9 protein-coding genes and 1 pseudogene are annotated in these 20783 nt (G+C 73.4%); 4 read left to right on the forward strand and 6 right to left on the reverse strand.

Annotated features, from left to right (window positions below; translation table 11 throughout):
• The first annotated feature begins 95 nt into the window (after positions 1-95).
• The 3 genes and pseudogenes from K7I03_RS33155 to K7I03_RS33165 form a co-directional block, all read left to right on the forward strand.
• Positions 96-884 (forward strand): thioesterase II family protein, encoded by a 789-nt coding sequence (locus tag K7I03_RS33155; RefSeq protein ID WP_185943047.1) that lies wholly within the window; start codon positions 96-98, stop codon positions 882-884.
• 74 nt (positions 885-958) lie between these two features.
• Entirely contained in the window at positions 959-1159 is a 201-nt protein-coding gene (locus K7I03_RS33160; protein ID WP_278255091.1) for an MbtH family protein, read from the forward strand.
• Positions 1160-1187: 28 nt separating this feature from the next.
• A pseudogene (locus K7I03_RS33165) lies at positions 1188-7193 on the forward strand (non-ribosomal peptide synthetase); the annotation flags it as partial.
• Positions 7194-7325: 132 nt separating this feature from the next.
• On the opposite strand, the gene K7I03_RS33170 reads toward K7I03_RS33165, so the two are convergent.
• Positions 7326-10322: an AfsR/SARP family transcriptional regulator gene (locus K7I03_RS33170; RefSeq protein WP_185943044.1), complete on the reverse strand. Its 2997-nt coding sequence runs from the start codon at positions 10320-10322 to the stop codon at positions 7326-7328.
• An 835-nt stretch (positions 10323-11157) separates the two neighbouring features.
• Between K7I03_RS33170 and K7I03_RS33180 the strand changes: the two genes are divergently transcribed.
• Positions 11158-11802 carry a carbonic anhydrase gene (locus tag K7I03_RS33180; protein WP_185943043.1) on the forward strand — a complete coding sequence of 215 codons (645 nt, stop codon included), beginning with the start codon at positions 11158-11160 and terminating at the stop codon, positions 11800-11802.
• A 225-nt stretch (positions 11803-12027) separates the two neighbouring features.
• Here K7I03_RS33180 and K7I03_RS33185 read toward each other — a convergent pair whose 3' ends face one another.
• The 5 genes from K7I03_RS33185 to K7I03_RS33210 form a co-directional block, all read right to left on the reverse strand.
• Positions 12028-16203, reverse strand: coding sequence for a trypsin-like peptidase domain-containing protein (locus K7I03_RS33185; RefSeq protein WP_185943042.1), 4176 nt, complete (start codon positions 16201-16203; stop codon positions 12028-12030).
• A 30-nt stretch (positions 16204-16233) separates the two neighbouring features.
• Positions 16234-16536, reverse strand: a complete 303-nt coding sequence (locus K7I03_RS33190; RefSeq protein WP_185943041.1) for a trypco2 family protein — start codon at positions 16534-16536, stop codon at positions 16234-16236.
• Between the two features lie 615 nt (positions 16537-17151).
• Positions 17152-17859 (reverse strand): DUF4232 domain-containing protein, encoded by a 708-nt coding sequence (locus K7I03_RS33195; protein ID WP_185943040.1) that lies wholly within the window; start codon positions 17857-17859, stop codon positions 17152-17154.
• A 997-nt stretch (positions 17860-18856) separates the two neighbouring features.
• Positions 18857-20107 carry a flavin-containing monooxygenase gene (locus K7I03_RS33205; RefSeq protein ID WP_317988283.1) on the reverse strand — a complete coding sequence of 417 codons (1251 nt, stop codon included), beginning with the start codon at positions 20105-20107 and terminating at the stop codon, positions 18857-18859.
• A gap of 282 nt (positions 20108-20389) precedes the next feature.
• Positions 20390-20629: a hypothetical protein gene (locus tag K7I03_RS33210; RefSeq protein ID WP_185943039.1), complete on the reverse strand. Its 240-nt coding sequence runs from the start codon at positions 20627-20629 to the stop codon at positions 20390-20392.
• Positions 20630-20783: the final 154 nt, after the last annotated feature.

A 20783-nucleotide genomic window follows, 5' to 3' on the forward strand; every position in this document is an offset into this window, starting at 1 on the left:
GCCCCGCCGCCGGACGGCACCCGTTCGAGCAGCACGAGCAGCACGAGAAGCCCAAGAAGTACGAGCAGCACAAGAAGACGAGGAAGAAAATCGCCATGGCCGAACGAACCCCCGGAACACAGGACACCACCGTCATCAGGGTCAACCAACGGGACGAGCACACCGCACGCACCCTCATCTGCCTGGGTTTCTGCGGCGGCGGCACCGGGCCGTACCACGCGTGGAGCGCGTGCCTCCCGGCGGACGTGGCCCTGTCGGCCGTCTGCTACCCCGGCCGCGAAGGGCGGTTCGCGGAGCCGTACGCGACGGACTGGGACGGGCTCGCGGCCGACACCACCGCCGCCGTGCTCTCCGCCGTCGACGGTCCGTACGTCCTGTTCGGCCACAGCATGGGCGGCTGGATGGCGTTCGACGTCGCGGCCCGCATCGAGCGCGCCGGCGGGCCGCTGCCGGAGACGCTGGTCGTCTCCTCGTGCAACGCCCCCGACCGCGGTCTGACGCCCCGCGACATGTTCCCCGCCCGGCAGGACACCGACGCGGCACTGCTCGACTGGATGCGCTCCAACGGCCTGATGCCCGCGCACGTCCTGGAGGACCCCGACCTCCAGGAGATGGCGGTGGAGCTCATGCGGGCGGACATCCAGGTCCGCGACACCTTCCACTACACGCCGGGGACCACCGTCAGCGTCCCGGTGCAGATGCTCTCGGCGACCGACGACGACGTCATCGAGCAGGACGCCGGAAACCAGTGGCGCCGGGTCGCGACGGGGCCCTACCGCCACGACGTCCTGCCCGGAGGGCACTTCTACACCCCGGACATCTGGCGCGAACTGCCGGTCCACATCCGCGCGCTGACCGGCCCGCCGCTCGGCGCCCCCGCCTGAGCCCGCACGGCGCATCCCGCTCCCTCCACCTTCCCCCCCCTTCTCTCCACCCTGCCGGAAAGGACACCCCAGTGGTGACGAACCCCTTCGAAGACGCCGACGGGACCTACCTGGTCCTGACCAACGACAGCAATCAGCACTCCCTGTGGCCGACGCGGCTCGCACCCCCCATGGGCTGGACCGTGGCGTACGGCGCGGCCGGCTACCAGGCCTGCCTCGACTACGTCGAAGAGCACTGGCACGACCTGACGCCGCGACCGGCCGTCGGCAAGTGAACCGGTACCGGATCCTCAAGGGGGAGTCATGACGTACTCGCGGAAGACGCGGTCGGTGCGGGAAGAGCTGCTGTGCGGTCTGTTCGCCCAGGTGCTGGATGTGCCGAGCGTGGGTGTGGACGACAACTTCTTCGCCCTGGGCGGCCATTCGCTCAAGGCCGCCCAGCTGCTCAGCCGGATCCGCTCGGTGCTGGGCCTGCAGGTGGGCGTGCGGGAGCTGTTCGGCGCGCCGACCGTGGCCGGCCTGGCGGAACGACTGGCGGCACAGGCCGCGGACGGCGCGGCGGCGGCCCGGCCGGCGGTGACGCGCCGGGTGCGGCCGGAGGTGCTGCCGCTGTCGTTCGCGCAGCAGCGGCTGTGGTTCCTCGACCGGTTCGAGCAGAGCCCCACGTACAACGCGCCCTTCGCCTTCCGTGTCCGGGGTGAGGTGGACGTGGCCGCCCTGCGGTCGGCGGTCGGCGATGTGGTGGGACGTCATGAGTCCCTGCGGACGGTGTTTCCCGCGGTCGAGGGTGAGCCCTTCCAGCGGATCCTCGCTCCCGGTGAGGCTTCGGTGGAGCTCAGGGTGGTCGAGTGTGCGGCCGAGGAGGTCACCGCGCGTTTCCACGAGGAGGCCTTCACCCCCTTCCGGCTGGCGGATGAACTCCCGTTCAGGGTATCTCTGTTCACGACGGCCACCGACGACCACGTCCTTCTTCTGACGTTGCATCACATCGCGAGCGACGGGTGGTCGGAGGTGCCGTTGCTGCGTGATCTGTCCACCGCGTACGAGGCCCGGCGGGCCGGGGGCGTGCCGCGGTGGGAGCCCTTGCCGGTCCAGTACGGCGATTACACGCTCTGGCAGCGTGAGCTTCTGGAGGAGACGGGCAAGGAGCAGGCGGAGTTCTGGGCCGAGGCCCTGGCCGGTCTGCCGGAGGAACTGGCCCTGCCCACCGACCGCCCCCGCCCGGCACAGCCCACCCACACCGGCGGGCTCCTCCACTTCGACATCCCCGCAGCGGTCCACACCCGCCTGGAAGCCTTGGCCCGCGCGCAGGGCGCGACGCTCTTCATGACCCTGCAAGCGGCCCTCGCGGCGCTGCTCACGAGGCTCGGCGCCGGCACCGACATTCCGCTGGGCACCGCGACCGCGGGCCGTACGGACCAGGCGCTGGACGAGCTGGTGGGGTTCTTCGTCAACACGCTCGTCCTGCGCACCGACACCTCAGGCGACCCGAGCTTCGCCGAGCTGCTGCGGCGGGTGCGAGAGGCCGATCTCGCGGCACTGGCCCACCAGGACCTGCCGTTCGAGCGGCTGGTGGAGGAGCTCAACCCGGAGCGCACCAGCGCCCGGCACCCGCTCTTCCAGACCATGTTCGTCCTGCAGAACAACGCCGAGGCCGCCCTGAACCTCCCGGGCACGACCGTCACGGCGCAGCCTCTCGACGCCGCGCCCTCCAAGTTCGACCTCGGCTGGAGCTTCACCGAACGACGGGAGGCCGGCGGCGGGCCGGCGGGGATCGCGGGCATCCTGCAGTTCGCCACCGACCTCTTCGACCACGCGACCGCCGAGACCCTCCACCGCCTCCTGGGACGCCTTCTCGACGCCGCCGCCGCGGACCCGGAGACGCCCGTCGGCTCGCTGGAGTTCTTCGAGGCGGCGGAGCAGGAACGCGCCTTGCGCGCCCGCTGCGAGGAACGCGGCCGTGCCATCGCCGAGGAAGCGGCAGCGGCGTCGGCGGCGGTCCGCGAGGAGCGGAACCCGCGGTCGGTGCAGGAAGAGCTGCTGTGCGGCCTGTTCGCCCAGGTGCTGGATGTGCCGAGCGTGGGTGTGGACGACAACTTCTTCGCCCTGGGCGGTCATTCGCTCAAGGCCACCCGGCTCATCAGCCGGATCCGCTCGGTGCTGGGCGTGGAACTGGGCGTCCGCGCGCTGTTCGGCGCGCCCACCGTGGCGGGCCTGGCCGCCTGCCTGGCCGACGGAGTGACGGCCCGGCCGGCGGTGACGCGCCGGGTGCGGCCGGAGGTGCTGCCGCTGTCGTTCGCGCAGCAGCGGCTGTGGTTCCTCGACCGGTTCGAGCAGAGCCCCACGTACAACGCGCCCTTCGCCTTCCGTGTCCGGGGTGAGGTGGACGTGGCCGCCCTGCGGTCGGCGGTCGGCGATGTGGTGGGACGTCATGAGTCCCTGCGGACGGTGTTTCCCGCGGTCGAGGGTGAGCCCTTCCAGCGGATCCTCGCTCCCGGTGAGGCTTCGGTGGAGCTCAAGGTGGTCCGGTGCGCGGCCGAGGAGGTCACCGCGCGTTTCCACGAGGAGGCCTTCACCCCCTTCCGGCTGGCGGATGAACTCCCGTTCAGGGTATCTCTGTTCACGACGGCCACCGACGACCACGTCCTTCTTCTGACGTTGCATCACATCGCGAGCGACGGGTGGTCGGAGGTGCCGTTGCTGCGTGATCTGTCCATCGCCTACGAGGCCCGGCGGGCCGGGGGCGTGCCGCGGTGGGAGCCCCTGCCGGTCCAGTACGGCGATTACACGCTCTGGCAGCGTGAGCTTCTGGAGGAGACAGGCAAGGAGCAGGCGGAGTTCTGGGCCGAGGCCCTGGCCGGTCTGCCGGAGGAACTGGCCCTGCCCACCGACCGCCCCCGCCCGGCACAGCCCACCCATGCCGGCGGACTCGTCCACTTCGACATCCCCGCCGAACTCCACACCCGCCTGGAAACCCTCGCCCGTGACCACGGCGCGACCCTCTTCATGACGCTCCAGGCCACGCTGGCCACCCTGCTCACGAGGCTCGGCGCCGGCACCGACATTCCGCTGGGCACCGCGACCGCGGGACGTACGGACCAGGCGCTGGACGAGCTGGTGGGGTTCTTCGTCAACACGCTCGTCCTGCGCACCGACACGTCCGGCGATCCCACCTTCGCGGAACTGCTACGACGGGTGCGGGAAACGGATCTCGCGGCACTGGCCCACCAGGACCTGCCGTTCGAGCGGCTGGTGGAGGAGCTCAACCCGGAGCGCACCAGTGCCCGGCACCCGCTCTTCCAGACCATGTTCGTCCTGCAGAACAACGCCGAGGCGACCCTGGACCTCCCCGGCACCAGCATCACGCCCCGGCAGCTCGACGCCGCGCCCACCAAGTTCGACCTCGACTTCACCTTCGCCGAGCGGCACACGGCGGACGGCACGCCCGCGGGGCTGCGCGGCACCCTGCACTACGCGGCCGACCTCTTCGACCACGGCACCGCCACGTCCCTGACCCAGCGCTTGCTGCGTCTCGTGACCGCCGTCACCGAGGCTCCGGACACCCCCGTCGGCACGCTCGACCTGCTGTCCCCGCAGGAGAGCAGCCGCATCCTGACCCAGTGGAACGACACCGCCCGCGCGCTGCCCGACGACCGGCTGCCGCACGAGGTCTTCGAGGAGCACGCCCGGCGCACGCCCGACGCCACGGCCCTCGTGGACGCGCACGGCCCGATGACCTTCCACGAGCTCAACAGCCGCGCCAACCGGCTGGCCTGGATGCTGATCGGCCAGGGCGTGGGCCCGGACCAGCACGTGGCCACGCTGCTGCCGCGCACGAGCGAGCACATCGTCGCCCTGCTGGCCGTGCTCAAGGCCGGCGGCTGCTACGTACCGCTGGACCCGGAGGACCCGGTCGAGCGGCTCGCCCTCATGCTGGAGGACGCGGCCCCGGCCCTGCTGCTGACCGATGTGGCGAACGAGGCCCGGATGCGGCCGCACTGCGCGCCGGACCTGCCGGTCCTGCCGGTCGACGACCCCTCCGTCCAGGCCGTCCGCATCCGTTACGCGCACGTCGACCCCGCCCGCGAGGACCGGCCCGTACGGCTGCGCCCCGACCACCTCGCCTATTCGATCTACACCTCCGGTTCGACCGGACGGCCCAAGGGCGTGGCGGTCGAGCACCGCAGCCTGGCCAACCTGCTCCACGGCCACCTCGGCGAGGTCCACGCGGCCCAGGCGGCGGGCGGGCGGCGCATCCGGGCCGCGCTGACCGGGCCGCTGACCTTCGACTCCTCCTGGTGCCCGCTGCTGTGGCCGATGGGCGGCCACGAGCTGCACCTGATCGACGACGAGACGCGCCGCGATCCGCAGGCGCTGGCCGAGTACGTCGCGGCCGAGGCCGTCGACTACCTGGAGGTCTCACCGACGTTCTGCCGCCAACTGCTGGCCGCGGGGCTGCTGTCCGACGCGCGGCCCGCGCGGCCGCGCATCATCGAGCTCGGCGGCGAGGGCTGCGACCAGGCCCTGTGGAGCGAGCTGCGCGCCGTGCCCGGGACCGTCACCGTCAACGGCTACGGCCCGACCGAGGCCACGGTGTACGTCACGTACGCGTACGCCGCGGAGCACGAGCGGCCGGCGATCGGACGGCCGATGGGCAACAGCCGGGCGTACGTCCTGGATCCGGGGCTGCGACCGGTTCCGGCGGGAGTGGTCGGTGAGCTCTACCTGGCGGGCGCGGGCCTGGCCCGCGGCTACGTCGGCCGGCCCGGGCTGACCGCGCGGCGGTTCGTGGCCTGCCCCTACGGTGGGCCGGGCGAGCGCATGTACCGCACCGGGGACCTGGCGCGGTGGACCGCCGACGGGGTGCTGGAGTACGTGGGGCGCGCCGACGAGCAGGTCAAGATCAGGGGCTTCCGGATCGAACCGGGCGAAGTGGAGACGGTGCTCGCCGGTCACCCGGCGGTCCGTCAGGTCGCCGTGGTCGTCCGCGAGGACCGGCCGGGCGACCGGAGGCTCGTCGCCTACACGGTCCTCGAACGGCCCGGCGACGGCCCGGCGGCGGACCCGGGCGACCGGCATGATGACGGCCCGTCGGCAACGGACCCGGGCGACCTGCGCCGCTTCGCGGCGGCCGCACTGCCGCGCCACATGGTCCCGTCCGCCTTCGTCGTCCTCGACGCCCTGCCGCTGACCTCGCGCGGCAAGCTGGACCGGCGGTCGCTGCCGGCTCCGGGAGACGGCGCGACGGTGCGTCGCCGAGGCCCCCGGTCGGTCCGCGAGGAGCTGCTGTGCGGCCTGTTCGCGCAGGTGCTGGGCGTGCCGGAGGTCGGCGTCGACGACGACTTCTTCGCCCTGGGCGGCCATTCGATGCTCGCCGTCCGGCTGATCAGCCGGGTGCGTTCCGTGCTCGGGGCCGAACTCGACATCCGGACCCTGTTCGACGCGCCCACCGTCGCCGAACTCGGCGAACTGCTCGGTCAGGAACGGCGCGAGGACTCTCTCGCCGTCCTCCTTCCCCTGCGCAAGGCGCGCCCCACGGCACGCACGGCGGCCTCTCCCTCCACTCCCTCCACGGCCGCCGCACCCGTCCCGCTGTTCTGCGTCCACCCGGCGGCGGGCGTCAGCTGGGTGTACTCGGGACTGCTCCGCCACTTGGCGCCCGACCAACCGGTGTACGGCCTCCAGGCGCACGGCTTCACCGAGGCACACGCCGCACCGGCGAGCATGGCGGAGATGGTGGAGTCCTATCTCACGCGGATCCGCTCGGTACGGCCGCGGGGACCCTACGCGCTGCTCGGCTGGTCCTTCGGCGGGCTCGTGGCCCACGAGATGGCCGTGCGGCTCCAGGAGGAAGGGGAGGAGGTCTCTTCCCTCGTGCTGATGGACAGCTTCCCGCCGGCCGCCGCCGTCCCCGCCGGGGGAGAGGCGGACGAGGACGAGCTCCGGCGGGCCCTCTTCGCCTCGCTGGGACACCGGCCGGACGCCGCCGACCCCGACGGGCCGCTCGCGCTGCTCGGCGAGCGGGCCCTCGCCGCCATGGTCCGGGTGTTCGCCCACCACGGCGCCCTCCAAGACGGCTTCGTGCCCCGGACCTTCGAGGGCGACATGCTGCTCTTCGAGGCCACCGAGGGCAAGGCCGCGGGCTCCCCCCGGGCCGACGCCTGGCGGCCGTACGTCACGGGCCGCATCGACGTCACCCCCGTCCAGGGCGCACACGGCGAGCTGACCCGCCCCGACCGGCTCGCCCACATCGGGCCGGTCCTCGCCGACCGGCTGGCCGGAGACCGGCGGACACCCGCACGCGGGTGACCAGACCGGCGCGGCCCCGCCCGGGTACCCCCATGATCGGGGCGGGGCCGCGTCATGGCGTCGCGGCGTCAAGGTGGTACGGCGTGACGGTGGTACGCCGTCACGCCGTACCGCTGCCGCGGCGTTACGGCTTCACGTCGTCGCAGCGTCCGCCGGCGCGGCCAGCCGCATCTCCCGGTACAGGTCCGCGGCGCGCGCCAGATGGCCGTCCGCCTCCGCGATCCGTCCCACGGCCCGCAGGGCCTCGCCGAGCGCCTGCCGGCTGCCCGCCATGAGCTGGTGTTCCTGGGTGAGCCGGGCCACGGCCACGGCCTCCCGGGCGTGGCCGACGGCGGCCTCCGCCTCCCCGGCCGCCAGCAGGGCCCTGGCCAGCTGGAACCGGCACTCCGCCTCGTTGCGGACGTGGTCGCTGTCCCGGGCCCGCTCCAGCGCCCGCCGGTAGAGGCGGGCGGCCGCCGCGTGGTCACCGCCGTACAACAGGCTCTCCGCCTCCGTCATGATCACCCTGATCAGCCACTTCACGTCCTCGCCGCGGGTGAAGACACCGGCCAGCTCCCGGCACCGCGCTCCGATGGCGGCCAGGTCCACGTGCCGGCCCGGGTCCTGGACCTCGACCTGGAGCAGCACGGTGCCGCGCCGCGCGACCAGGGACCGGTCGCCGGTGGACGCCGCCAACGCGACCGACCGCTGCGCGTGGCCGCGGGCCGACGCGAAGTCCCCCAACTGCACGTCGATCTGGGCCAGCATGGCGAGGGCGAAGAGCACCACGAGGAAGGGTCGCGGACCGTCGGCGGGCCGGGGCGCGGCGCCGAAGATCTCCACCGCCTTCAGCAGGTGTTCCCGGGAGCGGCGCAGGGAACCGGGGGAGAGGTGTTTCTTGAGGGTGGTGCCCGCCGCGTAGTACGCCATGCCGACCACGCTCTCCCCGCAGTGCGCCAGGGCGGCCGGGACCAGCGCGGTGGCCGCCCGCGCCAGCCGGCCCAGGGGCAGTACCTCCTCGAAGCAGGGCACGAGGACCAGCACGTCCACGGCCAGGGCCACCGACTCGGCGTCGCCGCTGACCGCCGCCTGCTCGACGACGGCGGTGAGTTCGGGCAGCACGCGGCGGATCCACAGCATCGCCTCGCGCCCGCTGCCGACGTGCACGTCCTTGGTCCGGCGCGGGTGCAGGTCGGCGGTCAGCGGGCCGGCCAGCGGCTGGGAGGCCACGACGGCCGCGACCACCCCGGCGCACAGGAAGTCGACCGCGTTGCGCACCGCTCCGCGGCGTTCGGACGCGGACAGTCCGGTGCGGGCCTTCTCCCGCGCGTACGCCCCGACCAGGTCGTGGAAGTGGTACCGGCCCGGCGCGCCCGCCTCCAGGAGCGCGGCGTCGACCAGCGCCTCCAGGGTGCCCTCCGCGTCCTGTTCCGGCACCCGCAGGACCGCCGCGGCCGCCTGGACGCCGAACTCGGAGAAGTGCGGGATCGACAGGGCCAGGAGCGCTCCGGCGTGCGGGGCGGAGAGCTGCGCGAACGACATCTCGAACACCGCCTCGACCGTCGTGTCGCCCACCCGCAGCTCCCTGAGCAGCCGGGCCTGGTCCGAGACCCGCTCCAGCAGCGCGGCGACGCTCCACGCGGGACGCGCCGCCAGCCGCGCGCCCGCCGCCCGCAGCGCGAGCGGCAGGGTGCCGCAGGTCGCCGCCAGCGCCGCGACGGCCTCCGGCTCCTCCTCGATCCGCCGGACCCCCGCGATCCTGCCGAGGAGTTCCACGGCCTCGTCGGCGCCCAGCCCCTTCAGCGGCACGGTGACCGTCGCCGGCATCGCGGTCAGGGAACGGCCCGTGACGAGCACGGCACACCGGCCCGCGCCCGGCAGCAGCGGTTCGACCTGCGCCGCCGCCGTGGCGTTGTCGAGCACGACCAGGACGGCCCGCCGCGAGAGCAGGGTGCGGAAGAGCGCCGCGCGATCGGCCAGGGACACCGGTATCCGCTCGCCGGGGACGCCCAGCGCCGTCAGGAAGCCCGCCAGGATCCCGGCCGGTTCGCCCGGGGTGCCGTCGGGGGCGCGCAGGCTCGCGTACAACTGCCCGTCCGGGTAGGACCCGGCGATCGCGTGCGCCGCCCGCAGGGCCAGCGCCGTCTTGCCGACCCCGCCCATGCCCGTGATGACGGCCACGGCGTGCGGGCCGCCGGTCGTCAGCGCGGCGACCAGTGCGGCCACCTGCTCGTGGCGTCCGGTGAAGTCGGAGGGCACGGGCGGCAGTTGGGCCGGTTCCTGGAGTCCGGAGGCGTCCGGCGGAGCGGTGGAGCCTCCCCTCCCGCCCCCGCCCCCGCCGTCGGCGGTCGGGAGGAGGAGAGTCCGGTCCCCCGCCAGGATCGCGGCGTGCAGCTCGCGCAGGGCGGGTCCGGTGTCGATGCCCAGGTCGTCGGCGAGCACCCGGCGGGCCCGGTCGTACGCCGACAGCGCTTCGGCGCCGCGCCCCGACCGGTACAGGGCCAGCATCAGCGCACCGTGCAGTCGCTCCCGATACGGGTACGCCTTGAGGGCCTGCTCGATGTCCGGCACCGCCTCCGCATGGCGCCCGCACGTCAGCAGCAGTTCCAGGCGCAGCTCCAGCGCGGACGCGCGCTGCTCGCCCAGCGCGCGGCGCCAGTCCTGTGCGAACGGACCGGGCAGCCCCGCCAGCGCGGGGCCCTGCCACATCGCGAGCGCCTCCTCGAGGCAGGCAGTCGCCGCCTCGGGGGCGCCCGCCCCGGCGTGGCGCCGGGCCTGCGCGGTGAGCCGGCCGAAGCGCACGGCGTCCACCTGCTCCCCGGGCAGCCGGAGCACGTACCCGTCGGCCGCGGTCGCGATGAGCGCGTCCCGCCCCTCGCCGCCCGGCTCCGGGCCGTCCTCGCGCTCCAAGTGCGTGCGCAGCCGGTGGACGTAGTTGACGACGACCCGCCGGGCGGAGGCCGGCGGGTCGTCGTCGTAGAGGCCGTTGACCAGTTCGTCGACCGTCAGCATCGACCCCGCGCTCAGCGCCAGCGCCGCCAGTACGGCCTGCGGCCCGGGAGCGCCGGGCCGGCTGGCGTCCCCCCGGGCCGAGACGTACCGGACCGGCCCCAGTAAGCGGATGCGCACCGCCCCGCCCACCGCAGGCACCTCTGACCTCTTCACCCGCACGTCTCCCGTACGCCGACCTGCCGAACCTGTGGCTCTTCTGCCGGGTGATCATAGGCTGGCTGCCGGCCGAAGTCAGAGCCCGTCCCGGACGGGCTCGGACCCTCCGGCCGGCAGCCACCGAGCCCGAGGGCTCGCTCGCCCGCGCCGGAGCCGACAGCGCCCCCCGGCCGCTCGGCGGATCCGGCTTCCTCCTCCTCATCGTCGTCCCGCAGGAGCGGTCTTCGCGCTGCGCCGACGCCGTACGGACAACGAGAGCGACGACCACCCAAGAGCGAAATGGCACGTACCTTGGCACAGCACCGGCGGAGGAACTGCGGGCCGGACGACAGCCGCTGACGGAAGCGTGCTCGGGCAATGAGGGTCATCGGCCCCGTCCCCGTGTCCGTGAGTCTCCGTATCGCGGTCACCGCCGTGGCCGGGCGGTGGGCAACGGCCCGGGAGAGCAGGGAGCCGTCCCCCGGCAGCGGGCCACCGCCGCGTGCGGTGACGATCCCGGCCAGAAGCGCGAAGGCGGTCAGGGCGGTCAGGGCCACCGTGGCCGCTGTGCGGTGCCGGGTCACCGGCCCGTCCCGCTCCGCCGTGCGGCGCCCGCCGGGCGCCCTCGTGCAGCCGGGCCGAGCGGCTGCGGGCCGGCAGGGCGCCGCCGGCCTTTCTACCGATCGCGTAGCCGCACTGCGAACCCGCCGGCGTGCCCACGACGGCGGTGGCCGGCAGGAGGACCAGGGGACAGGTGCACACGCCGGTGGCCGACGAGCCCGTACACAGGCGCCGGGGCGGGGGTCCCGGCGGGACCGCGGTCCCGTAACCTGCGGTCATGACCCATGCCCAGAATCCGACGCCGCGCGATGCCTTCGAGATGCTGCTGGCGGGGAACCAGCGGTTCGTCACGGGGACGCCCGAGCACCCGAACCAGGACGCCGCCCGCCGCACGGAGGTCGCTCCGGCCCAAAGCCCCTTCGCCGTGCTCTTCGGCTGTTCGGACTCGCGCCTGGCGGCCGAGATCATCTTCGACCGCGGGCTGGGCGACCTGTTCGTCGTCCGCACCGCCGGGCACGTCATGGGCCCCGAGGTGCTGGGCAGCATCGAGTACGGGGTGAGCGTGCTCGGCGCGCCCCTGGTCGTGGTGCTCGGCCACGACGCGTGCGGCGCGGTCGCGGCCACCCGCTCCGCCGTGGAGGACGGCACGACGGCCGGCGGCTACGTGCGGGACGTGATCGAACGGGTGACACCCAGCGTGCTGGCCGTGCGCGCGGCCGGGCGCACGGAGGACCAGGACTTCATCGCCGAGCACATACGGCACACCGTCGACCTCCTGCTGGACCGCTCCCGCGTCCTCGCCGAGGCGGTGGACGCCGGACGGGCCGCGGTCGTGGGCCTGTCGTACCGGCTGGCCGACGGCACCGCCCGACTGGTCACCGTCCGCGGCCTCGACGACGCGGCGGCCGGCGAGGCCGCCTGAGCGGCCGGGCCCGGCGTTCCCGCGGAGCGGGTGCGAGTCCGTGTGGGCCTCGGCGATCCCGTCGTGGGAACGGCCGACGGAGTTCCGCCACACACCTGGCCTGCGCAAGCCATTGCGCAGGCCAAGGGGCTGCCGGGTGGTCGCCACGGGCATGTTCCACGGTGGCGACGAGCTGTACGGGCCCGACCCGGCCGAGCATCCGCCCGTATGCACCCCTCAGCCCCCTCAGCCCTCGACCCCGAGATGCGCGAGGACGATGTCGCCCGCGTCGAGGGCGGCCGCGGGGTCCAGTTCCACGAGCACCGACACGGCGTGGTGCCAGCCGCCGGGAGTGAGCGCCTCCGCCAGCAGGGCCTCGGCACGGGGGATGTCGGGGCCCGACGGGGGCGGGAGGACGAGGCCGGCCAGGCGCCGGATCGTGGGCAGGATGTCGGAGGCGTCCTCGTAGAGGGGTGCAGCCACGGAGTCGCCGGGCAGGCAGGCGTAGTAGGCGGCGAGTTGGGCGAGCACTTCGGAGCGTTCCGCTTCGTTGCGGGCGCGGCGGGCGCGGTCCAGGGCCGGCTGGTGGTCGCCGAGTGCCGCGTATGCGAGGGCGACGGCTCCCGCTCGTGCGGCCGGCAGTGTCACTCCCTCGTCTTCTTCGGCCACTGCGTCGATGGAGTGGTAGCGCGTATGAGGGCCGTAGCGCACCGCCGCGAGCAGCCCGGCTGGCACGGTGTCGACGTACGCGTCTCCGGAGGGATACGACCACCTGGGGTGGAGATAACGCCGGTACGTACGGGGCTCGCGGTCGTCGAGGATGCCCTTGAGAGTCGAGGCCCGCTTGTCGTCGTGACGGCCTACGGCGACCAGCGCCTGGACGAACTGGATGTAGCTCGCCCCGTCGGACCGGTCGAGCAGATCGCTCACGGCGAGGTCGAGCAAGTCGGCCGCCGCGTCCGGGTCGTGGGGCCACAGCAGCGTCGCCGCTTCGAGCCTGGCCCGGTTGAGGGCATCGGCGCTTTCCGTCACATCCTCTAAGTAGTCGAGCGCCTCAGTGACCCGTTCCGCGGCACCGGCGCCGGCCAGCGCCTGGTAGATGGCCGTCTCGGCACCAGGAGCCCTCCGGAGGTCGGCCTTGGGCCCCAGGGATATGGCCTGCTCGACGAGCCGCAGGGCACGGCCCGGGTACGCCGACCGCACGGCCAGCGACACGGTCGCCAGGCCGCGGATACGGACCGCCGGGTCGGAGAACGCGGCAACCAGGCGCTCGGCGGTGTCGGGGCGCCCCGCCGCGGCGAGCGCGCCGGCCAGCGGGACAAAGTGGTTCTGCTGGTGGGAGGCGATCGTCCGACTGCCGGGCCGGGAACCGTGCACAGCCTGGTAAAGCAGCCGCAGTGAGCGGTCCGGGTCATCTGCCGCGTGGTGGAGGGCCAGGGCGGAGAACGCCTCGGCGGCGACATGCCGGGGCAGAACCTCCGTACTGGTCAGCCATGCCTCGGCTTCCGCGGCCCGGCCGGACTCAGCGAGGAGCGTAGCGACGGTCGTCGCGCTGCCGTCCCGGTAGAGTTTGTCGGTAGTACTACTCCATGAGAGTTCGAGGGCCGTCCAGGCTGCGGCGGCCTCGCCCCAGCGCGCCCACCCCTCGGCGAGGGCGTTCGCGATCTGCCCCCACCGGTGCACATCGCCATCCCACTGCTCCCGACTCTTCTCCGGATCCAAGCGGGCTGCGAAGCGCTGGGCGTCCGGCATCCTGCCGGCGGCGATGAACGCGAACACTGCGTCGGGTCCGTGGCCGAATCCATGGGCTGGTTCGATGAGGGCGCTATCGATGAGGGCGTTTGCCACCTCAGGGCGGGTCGCGCGCAGCGCGCGGGCGGCGATCGGCGGCAGGCGAGCGTCCCTGGGACGATCGTGGACCAAGGTGAGCAGCTTGTCGTGCAGCCGGTCCCGCTCCTCCGGGAATCCGCAGTCCTGCCAGGCCCGCGCGAGGACCGACAGCTCGGACGCCCGCTGCGGCGGGGAGTCAATCCCGTGGACGGCTTCCTCCGCCGCCCGCAGGAGGCCGGAGGACGTCTCGGCGTCCCGCAACGCGACGGCCGCGATCGTCATGGCGTGGGCGAACGACGCGCGTTCACCGTGATTGTTTCGCGGCTGGGGCACCCGGGCGAGGATGGTCATCGCCTCCTCCCGCCGGCCCGTCCGCGCCAACGCGGCAGATTGGATGCCCAGCGCCGTCCAGAGGCAGGTCAGCGCGACCTTTGGGTCGCTCCCGCGCAGTTCCCCCTCGGCGAGCCGTACCGCCTCCTCCGCCAGTCCAGCCGCCCGCCGGTCACCGGCCTCCGCCAGGACCCGGGCCAGGCGTTGCAGGGCCGTCGACCGGTGCAGCGGATGGAAGACGCTGCGGGCCAGGCCGACGGCGAGCCGGACCTTGCCCAGGCGGGCGTAGGCGGCCGGCACGTCGTAGTGCAGCTGCTCGTTGCGGCGGGCCACGAGGTCCTCCGTCACCGCCAGCGCCGCCAGGGCGTCCAGTCCGGCGGACGCGCCGAGCCCGTACACCGCCTCCCGTACCGCGGCGATCTCCGCGAGGCACGCCGCATCGCTCCCCGTCTCCTCCCGGAACCGCTCGTGCCGTCGCGTGTCCGTGGCCAGGGAGACGGCCCGCCGCGCGTCGCGCGGGTCCTGAAGAGCGGCGAGCATGCGGCCGTACGGGCGCAGCAGGTACGCCGGAGTGCCCGCCGGCCAGCCCTCCGCCGCATAACCGGCGGCCCAGGTGTGCAGCCGTTCCCGGTACGGGTCCAGGTCCGGCCCGAACTCCTCGAGGGCCACGGCGAGGAGCGTATCGTGCGAGAAGGCGTAGCCGCGGCTCTTTGCGAGGGAGGCCGTGCCGTCGCCGTTCCGGCCCGGCGTGCCGGTAGCCTGCGGTCGCAGGATGCGTCCGAAGGAGCCGCCCAGCAGCCGGCGGAGGACGAACTCGGGCTCGCCGGTGAGCGCGCGCAGGTCTCCGGCGGTCAGCGGGCCGCGCGCGGCGGTGAACAGTCCGACGAGGTCGCGTTCCGTCGGCGTACCGCCGAACAGCGCCTGCTGAAGCTCGTACCGCGCCTCGTGCTCGGTGTGCCGTGCCGCCGCGTTGGCCGGCAGGTCCATGACCGGGCAGGTGCGCAGCGGGTGCCCGCCCTTGACGTCCGCCGGGACCTCGACACCGCTCCGGCTGGTCACCAGGACGCGGACACCGGGCGGCAGGCGCTCGGGGAGCAGCGCGGCGATGCTCCTTCCGGTGCCGCCGGGCCGGAGGGACTGGTCCTCGTCGAGGCCGTCCACGATCAGCAGGAGGGTGCCGCCGTCCCGCGCGACGCGCTCCGCCGCCTGGCGCAGCAGCAGACCGCGTTCGCCGTCGTGGGCGGGCGACGGCCCGCGGCTGACCGGTTCCCGGTCGGCTATCGCGGCGAGCTGGTCGACGAGCGCCTCGGAGCAGGCGCCGCTGTCGGACTGGCCGGCGTCGCGCGCGGTGACGAAGAACCAGACCGGCACCACACCCCTCGGCGGATGCAGCGCGAACCAGGCCGTGAGCGCGGTCTTCCCGGCCCACGGCGGGCCTTGGAGCCAGAGGTACGGCTCGGCGCCGCCGCAGAACGCGACGAGGGCTTCGGTCTCGCGCCGCCTATCCCGCAGTTCCTCGGGCGCGTAGTCGGCCAGGTGCGCGCGGTGGAACTCCTGGAGGAGGCCGAGTTGGGTCGCGGGCAGGACGTCCGGCAGCAGGACCGGCCGGACGCCGCTGCCCAGAGCCTTTTCCAGCGCGTCGAGTTCATCCGCCGCCAGAACTTCGGCCCAGCGGTCCACGCGGCCGGCGGCGATGCGGCCGGGTCCGTCGGACCGGTGGTGGCGGGTGACGACGCTGACCAGGTGCCCGCCGCTGAAGACGGCCGCGCCGGACATCCCCTCCCAGGCGTCCCGCCCGGCGTCCGGGTCGTCGGCGGGTGGCGCGTCGACGCGGAGGTCCAGGGTTCCCTCACGGCGGTTGGACAGCGCGGCGCAGCTCGTGTGGACGTGTTCGGCGTCCCGGTAGCGCGAACCGTCCTCGTCCGTGCGGAGTTTGAACCGCGGAAACCCGACGGCCGTGCAGCGCACCACCGCGTCCTGCTCGCCGAGCCGCCCGAAGGCGGCGGGAGCGACACCCGTTCCCTCGTCCGCGACCCCGAGCACGGCGACGTCGATGCCCGGGTGCATCCACACAACATCTGCCGTACCGGTCCGCTCGCCCGGCCGGTCGGCGTCGAAGCGAACCCGGATGGCCAACGCGTCGTCGACGACGTGCGCGGCGGTCAGTACCCGGCCGGGTGCTACCAGGTAGCCCGACCCGCGGCGCCCGCCCCCGCCGGGGAGGGCGACCACAACCTCGGCCACCCGCTCGACGCTCAGCACCCGGTCATCCTGTACACGAGCGACTCAGGACTACCGCTCACCGTCTGCTTCCCCGCCCGCGATGAGGACGGGATGCGTACCGGCCGCCCCGGTGCGTGGCATGAGCGTGATGGAGACCCGCTGGGTCTGGGCCTGGGCGTACTTCCCGTCCGCCCCGGCGTCGACGACCCACAGCCGCACCTTCGCGTCCGCGCCGCTCTCCTGGCTGACGGCGACGGTCGCCTCCAGCTCCACGGGCCCGAGCTCGAACCGTACCGCTTCCCCGGCCCCGTCGGCCAGGGCCGCGCTCAGCTGCTGTCTCAACTCACCGATCATGTCGGACAGTTCGATCACCGGTTTCCCCCTCGCATCCCTGGACGCAGCCTCCGGATCCTACAAGGAGCCGCTCCCGGGCCTTCGCGGCGCAGGGACCGCCGTTCAGCGGGGTGTCAGGGGGCAGCCTGCGGGCAAGGCGGCCGTCAGCCGCTTGACCAGGCGGTTCGGCCTGCGAGGCGTGGCCAGTCCGGCTCGGGCGGCCAGGGAGGATCGCGAAACGGCTGCCACGGCACGCAGGGCAAGGCGACGCAGACCCCTATGCCCGGGACGCGCGCTGCCAGGTGTGCTGCGCGTTTACGATCTCCCGCATCGCGTACTGGCCCTCGTGCCCGCTGACCGAAAGGTGCCTTGCTTTCCACGCGGCGGTGACGGTCGCGGCGGCCTGTGCGCACGGTACGGACACGGCGGTAGAGGCCGGTCCACCCCGCGGCCGTGGCCGAGCCCGAGGGCTCATTCGCCCACACCGGCGCCAATAGCACTCCCCGGTTGCTCGGCGGAGCCGGCCTCCTCATCGTCACCGGGGCAGGGGGGCGGTCTGCGTGCTGCGCCGAGTCGTCGGCCACCCGGGAACCCTGCGGGTTGCCGGCCTCAGACGTGCCGGAAGACGGTGGTACGTCACCGGCCGACGCACCGTCAGATGCCGTACGGTTTCTTGGTGCTCCAGTTCAGGACGTCGGCCTCGTTCCAGCTGAACGTCGGCTTCTCGCCCTTGGAGTCGACGGAATAGAAGGGGCCGTCGTGACCGTCCGCGCCGCGCAGTGCGATGGCGAAGGACTGCGCCGTGTGGTTCTTCGAACCGTAGTCGAAGAGGTTCACCGCGCTGTACGCCTTGTCTCCAGGGTGGAGCGTGATGTGCTGGTCGCCGCCCGAGTCGTCCTTCTTCGAGTGCGGCAGCGCTGCGGTGTCGACGTCTCCGCCGAGCTTCACGGCCGGGTACGAGGTGACCCAGCACGGTGTGGTGCCCTTGTTCGACGCGGTGACCAGCAGGTGGTCGCCCTGCTGACCGGCGAACCGGTGCACCGCGGTGACCAGCATCTCGTCGCCACGGCACTGCCGGGCGCCGGCCGTCGTGCTCTTGCCCGCGGCCTCCCGCGTCTTGCCCGGGCCGGTCGCCGGGCGTGACTCCTCCTTGCGGTCACCACCACTGTCGGGCTGCCCCGCGCTGTCTCTGCCGGGCGCGTCGGACGCGGACCGGCTCTGGGCGGGAGCAGCGGTGTGGTCGCCGCCCGACGCCTTCGCGTCGTCGCCGCCATCGCAGGCGGTCAGGCCCAGCGCCAGCGCGGCGGTGACGGCGGCCAGGGCGGCGGAACGGGCGGTACGGCGGGCATGGTGATTGATCATGATGAGGGTTCCCCACGGTCTGTCAGGACGGCACTTCCCCTTCGACCACAAGGCGACCGTCCGCATCGGCTGTTTCGCTGTGCACCCCATGAGACGACGTCAGGACGGGCGTCGTTCGCTCAGGTCTGTCCGCATTCGGTAACAAGACCCCGGCAACGTGTGGGCGCCCTAGGGCCATTGAGTCCTGATCACTGTGTGCTCCGGGTCCCGCGCCATGTCTTGAGCTTGCCGACCGACGCTGTGATGGCTGGTCAGTCGGTCGTCACACCGACTTCGGTGGCGGAGACAGCGAGAGTTCGGCCACGCGCCCCGACCGCCCCGCGCCGCGCCCTGATCCTCTGGACCCGCGGCGAACCGGAGCACCTGACGCGACAGACGACCGCCGCAACGACGCGCGAGGGACGCCCGGACTCCGTGCCGGGAAGGGTCGGCGTGGCTTCTGCGGAGGTCTGCGACGCCGAAGCCGCCGCACACTTCGCCGGCGTCGAGCCGTCGGTGCCTGCGCTGCCCGTCGAGGTGGCCGAACGGATCGGTCCGCGTCACCGCGCCGCCCGGCTCGACTGCGGGCGAGCCTTGCTCAGGAGGGGCGGGCGACCAGGACGACGCCGTGCAGGTGCGCGCGGGGGCACGTAGTCGTCGATGCCCATGGGCACGGTGATGCGTTCGAGTGTGCGCTCGGCGCACAGCACCGCGGTCTGCAGCGCACCGTCCGTGGCTGCCACGTCGGTGTGCCAGTGCTCCTACGGCCAGTGCGTCCCGCGCAGGGTGGAGTGCGCACGTAGGTTCGACGACGCGGACGGTGCCCCGCCGGGTGCGGCAGAGGACCACGTCGGCCCCATCGGCGGTGAGCGCAGGACCGTTCCTGGCTTCAGCTCGCTGCTGAAGGCGACCGCGAACCATCCGTCCGGGTAGGGCAGCGGCCTGTCCGGGCACCGCGGGCCGACGTGCGCCATGGCTGCTCTTCCTTCTTCGTCGCCGCGCGCCGCGGTGGGGCGGCTCACTCACCGGGCTGCGGGTGTCCCGCCGCCCGGCCCGGTCCGGAGCGGTTCCGGCCGGGGTCGGACGTGCCGCGCGGCGCGGGCACCCGCGGAGTGCCGGCCACGAGGGTCCGGGCGATCGCACGTGCTTCGACGCCGGCCTGGTACAAGGCGCCGCTGAGGGGATTGGTGAAGCCTGCGAAGTACAGGTGCGGGGCGGCGCGGGAGGTCTCCGCCCCGTGCACGATGGGACGGCCCGAGGCGTCCAGAACGTCCTGGACGGGCAGCAGTTGTTCGAGTCCCGGGCGGTAGCCGGTGGCGGCGATGACGACGTCGGGACGGAGACGGGTGCCGTCCGTCAGCACCACCCGGTCGGTCTCGAAGCCGGCCACCGCCGCCACCGGCCGGACCCGACCTGCCCGCACGGCTTCCACGAACCCGTGGTCGAGCACCGGGTTGTTGCCCTCTTCGGCGTTGCGGGTGAAGGGCCCCTTGCGGGGCCGGGGAATACCGAAGGGCGTCAGGTCGGGAACCGAGCAGCGCTGGGTGAGCAGTGCCGAGCGGTCGCGCCAGGACAGGGGAAGGGACTCCGTCAGGCGCCCGAGCACGTGCCACTGGCTGGAGCTGCGCGGCAGGATGTTCGGAGGGGTGCGAAAAGACAGCCACACCCGGTCGGCTCCCGCGTCCGCCAGCACGCTCGCGATTTCCGTACCGCTGTTTCCTGCGCCCACCACCAGCACGGACCTGCCGCGGTAGGGGGCGGGGCCGCGGTAGTGAGCCGAGTGCAGCAGATGGCCGCGGTACTTCTGCCGGCCGGGCCAGTCCGGCAGTTGAGGGGTGTGGCAGCGCCCGGTGGCCACCACCACCGCCCTGGCCGCGACCACGCCGCCGTCGGTGTGCACCCGCCAGCGCTCCACCGCCCCGGCGGGGCCCGGTTCGATGCGTTCCACCGTGGTCCGCAACCGCACCGGAAGCCGGTGATGTTCGCGGTAGCGCTCCAGGTAGCGCACGAAGTCGTCCCGACCGACCCACGGACCGCAACCACGCGGGAGCCGCAGGCCGGGAAGCCGCGACGCCCCCCGCACCGTGTGCAGTCTGAGATGGTCGTAGCGGTCGGCCCAGCTCTTTCCCACCCCCTCGCCCCGCTCCAGCACCACCGGGGGAACCCCGGCACGGCGCAGCATCGCGGCGACCGCCAATCCACTGGGCCCGGCTCCGACCACCGCTACGACGCATGTGCGTTGCACAGACACATCCCGTTCTCGACCCACTGATCCGGAAACGGCCAGACGGTGCCGAGACCACGCGCCTCGACCGAGACCTCAAGAAGCATGGGCGATACAGGTCCCGGAGTTGCCGACGGACTGGATGGCGAAGGGACCCGACGGGTACGGCTGCGCGGCGGCCGGCACGGCCGATACCGGCAGGACGGCCATGGTTGCCACAGCCACCGATGCGACACGGGTGCGCAAGGCTTCTCCTCAGAGTCCGGGAACGACGGCACCCGTGTCCATGCCCATGCGCCCGGCACCCCAACAGCTGGCCTCCCGTATTCACTCTTTCGGGACCACACCCCGGATACGGTGTCGGGTCCCCATCGGGACCTTGAGCGGTGAGGCCGGCGGTCCCGCAGGGCAGGTGTCGAAATGGAAGCGCACGTCCGCGGTGCCCGTCTCGGCCGCTCCGTCGACGGCGAGTTCGGCCTGGAGGATGGCCGTGCGGTCCGGGTCGGGAGACGGACGCAGGTCCAGCGGCACGGTGTCGGCCGTCAGCGCCCCGCCGTCGGAGGTCATGCTGCCCGAACGGGGTACGTGGCCCGGCCGGGTTTCCGCACCCACAGCATCTCGCCGGCGAAATGCGTGCCTTCGGGCGTGACGACGGTGATGGTCTCGGCACGGTAGGGGCACGTGCCTACGAGCTGGACCTCGACGGAGGGCCTGACACCGC

The organism is Streptomyces mobaraensis, from assembly GCF_020099395.1.
GTDB lineage: Bacteria > Actinomycetota > Actinomycetes > Streptomycetales > Streptomycetaceae > Streptomyces.

What these genes read in the sequence shown, in the direction of transcription:
- K7I03_RS33155 (WP_185943047.1), top strand. Translation starts at nt 96, where the DNA reads ATGGCCGAACGAACCCCCGGAACACAGGACACCACCGTCATCAGGGTC.
- K7I03_RS33180 (WP_185943043.1), top strand. Translation starts at nt 11,158, where the DNA reads ATGACCCATGCCCAGAATCCGACGCCGCGCGATGCCTTCGAGATGCTG.
- K7I03_RS33195 (WP_185943040.1), bottom strand. Translation starts at nt 17,859, where the DNA reads ATGATCAATCACCATGCCCGCCGTACCGCCCGTTCCGCCGCCCTGGCC.
- K7I03_RS33210 (WP_185943039.1), bottom strand. Translation starts at nt 20,629, where the DNA reads ATGACCTCCGACGGCGGGGCGCTGACGGCCGACACCGTGCCGCTGGAC.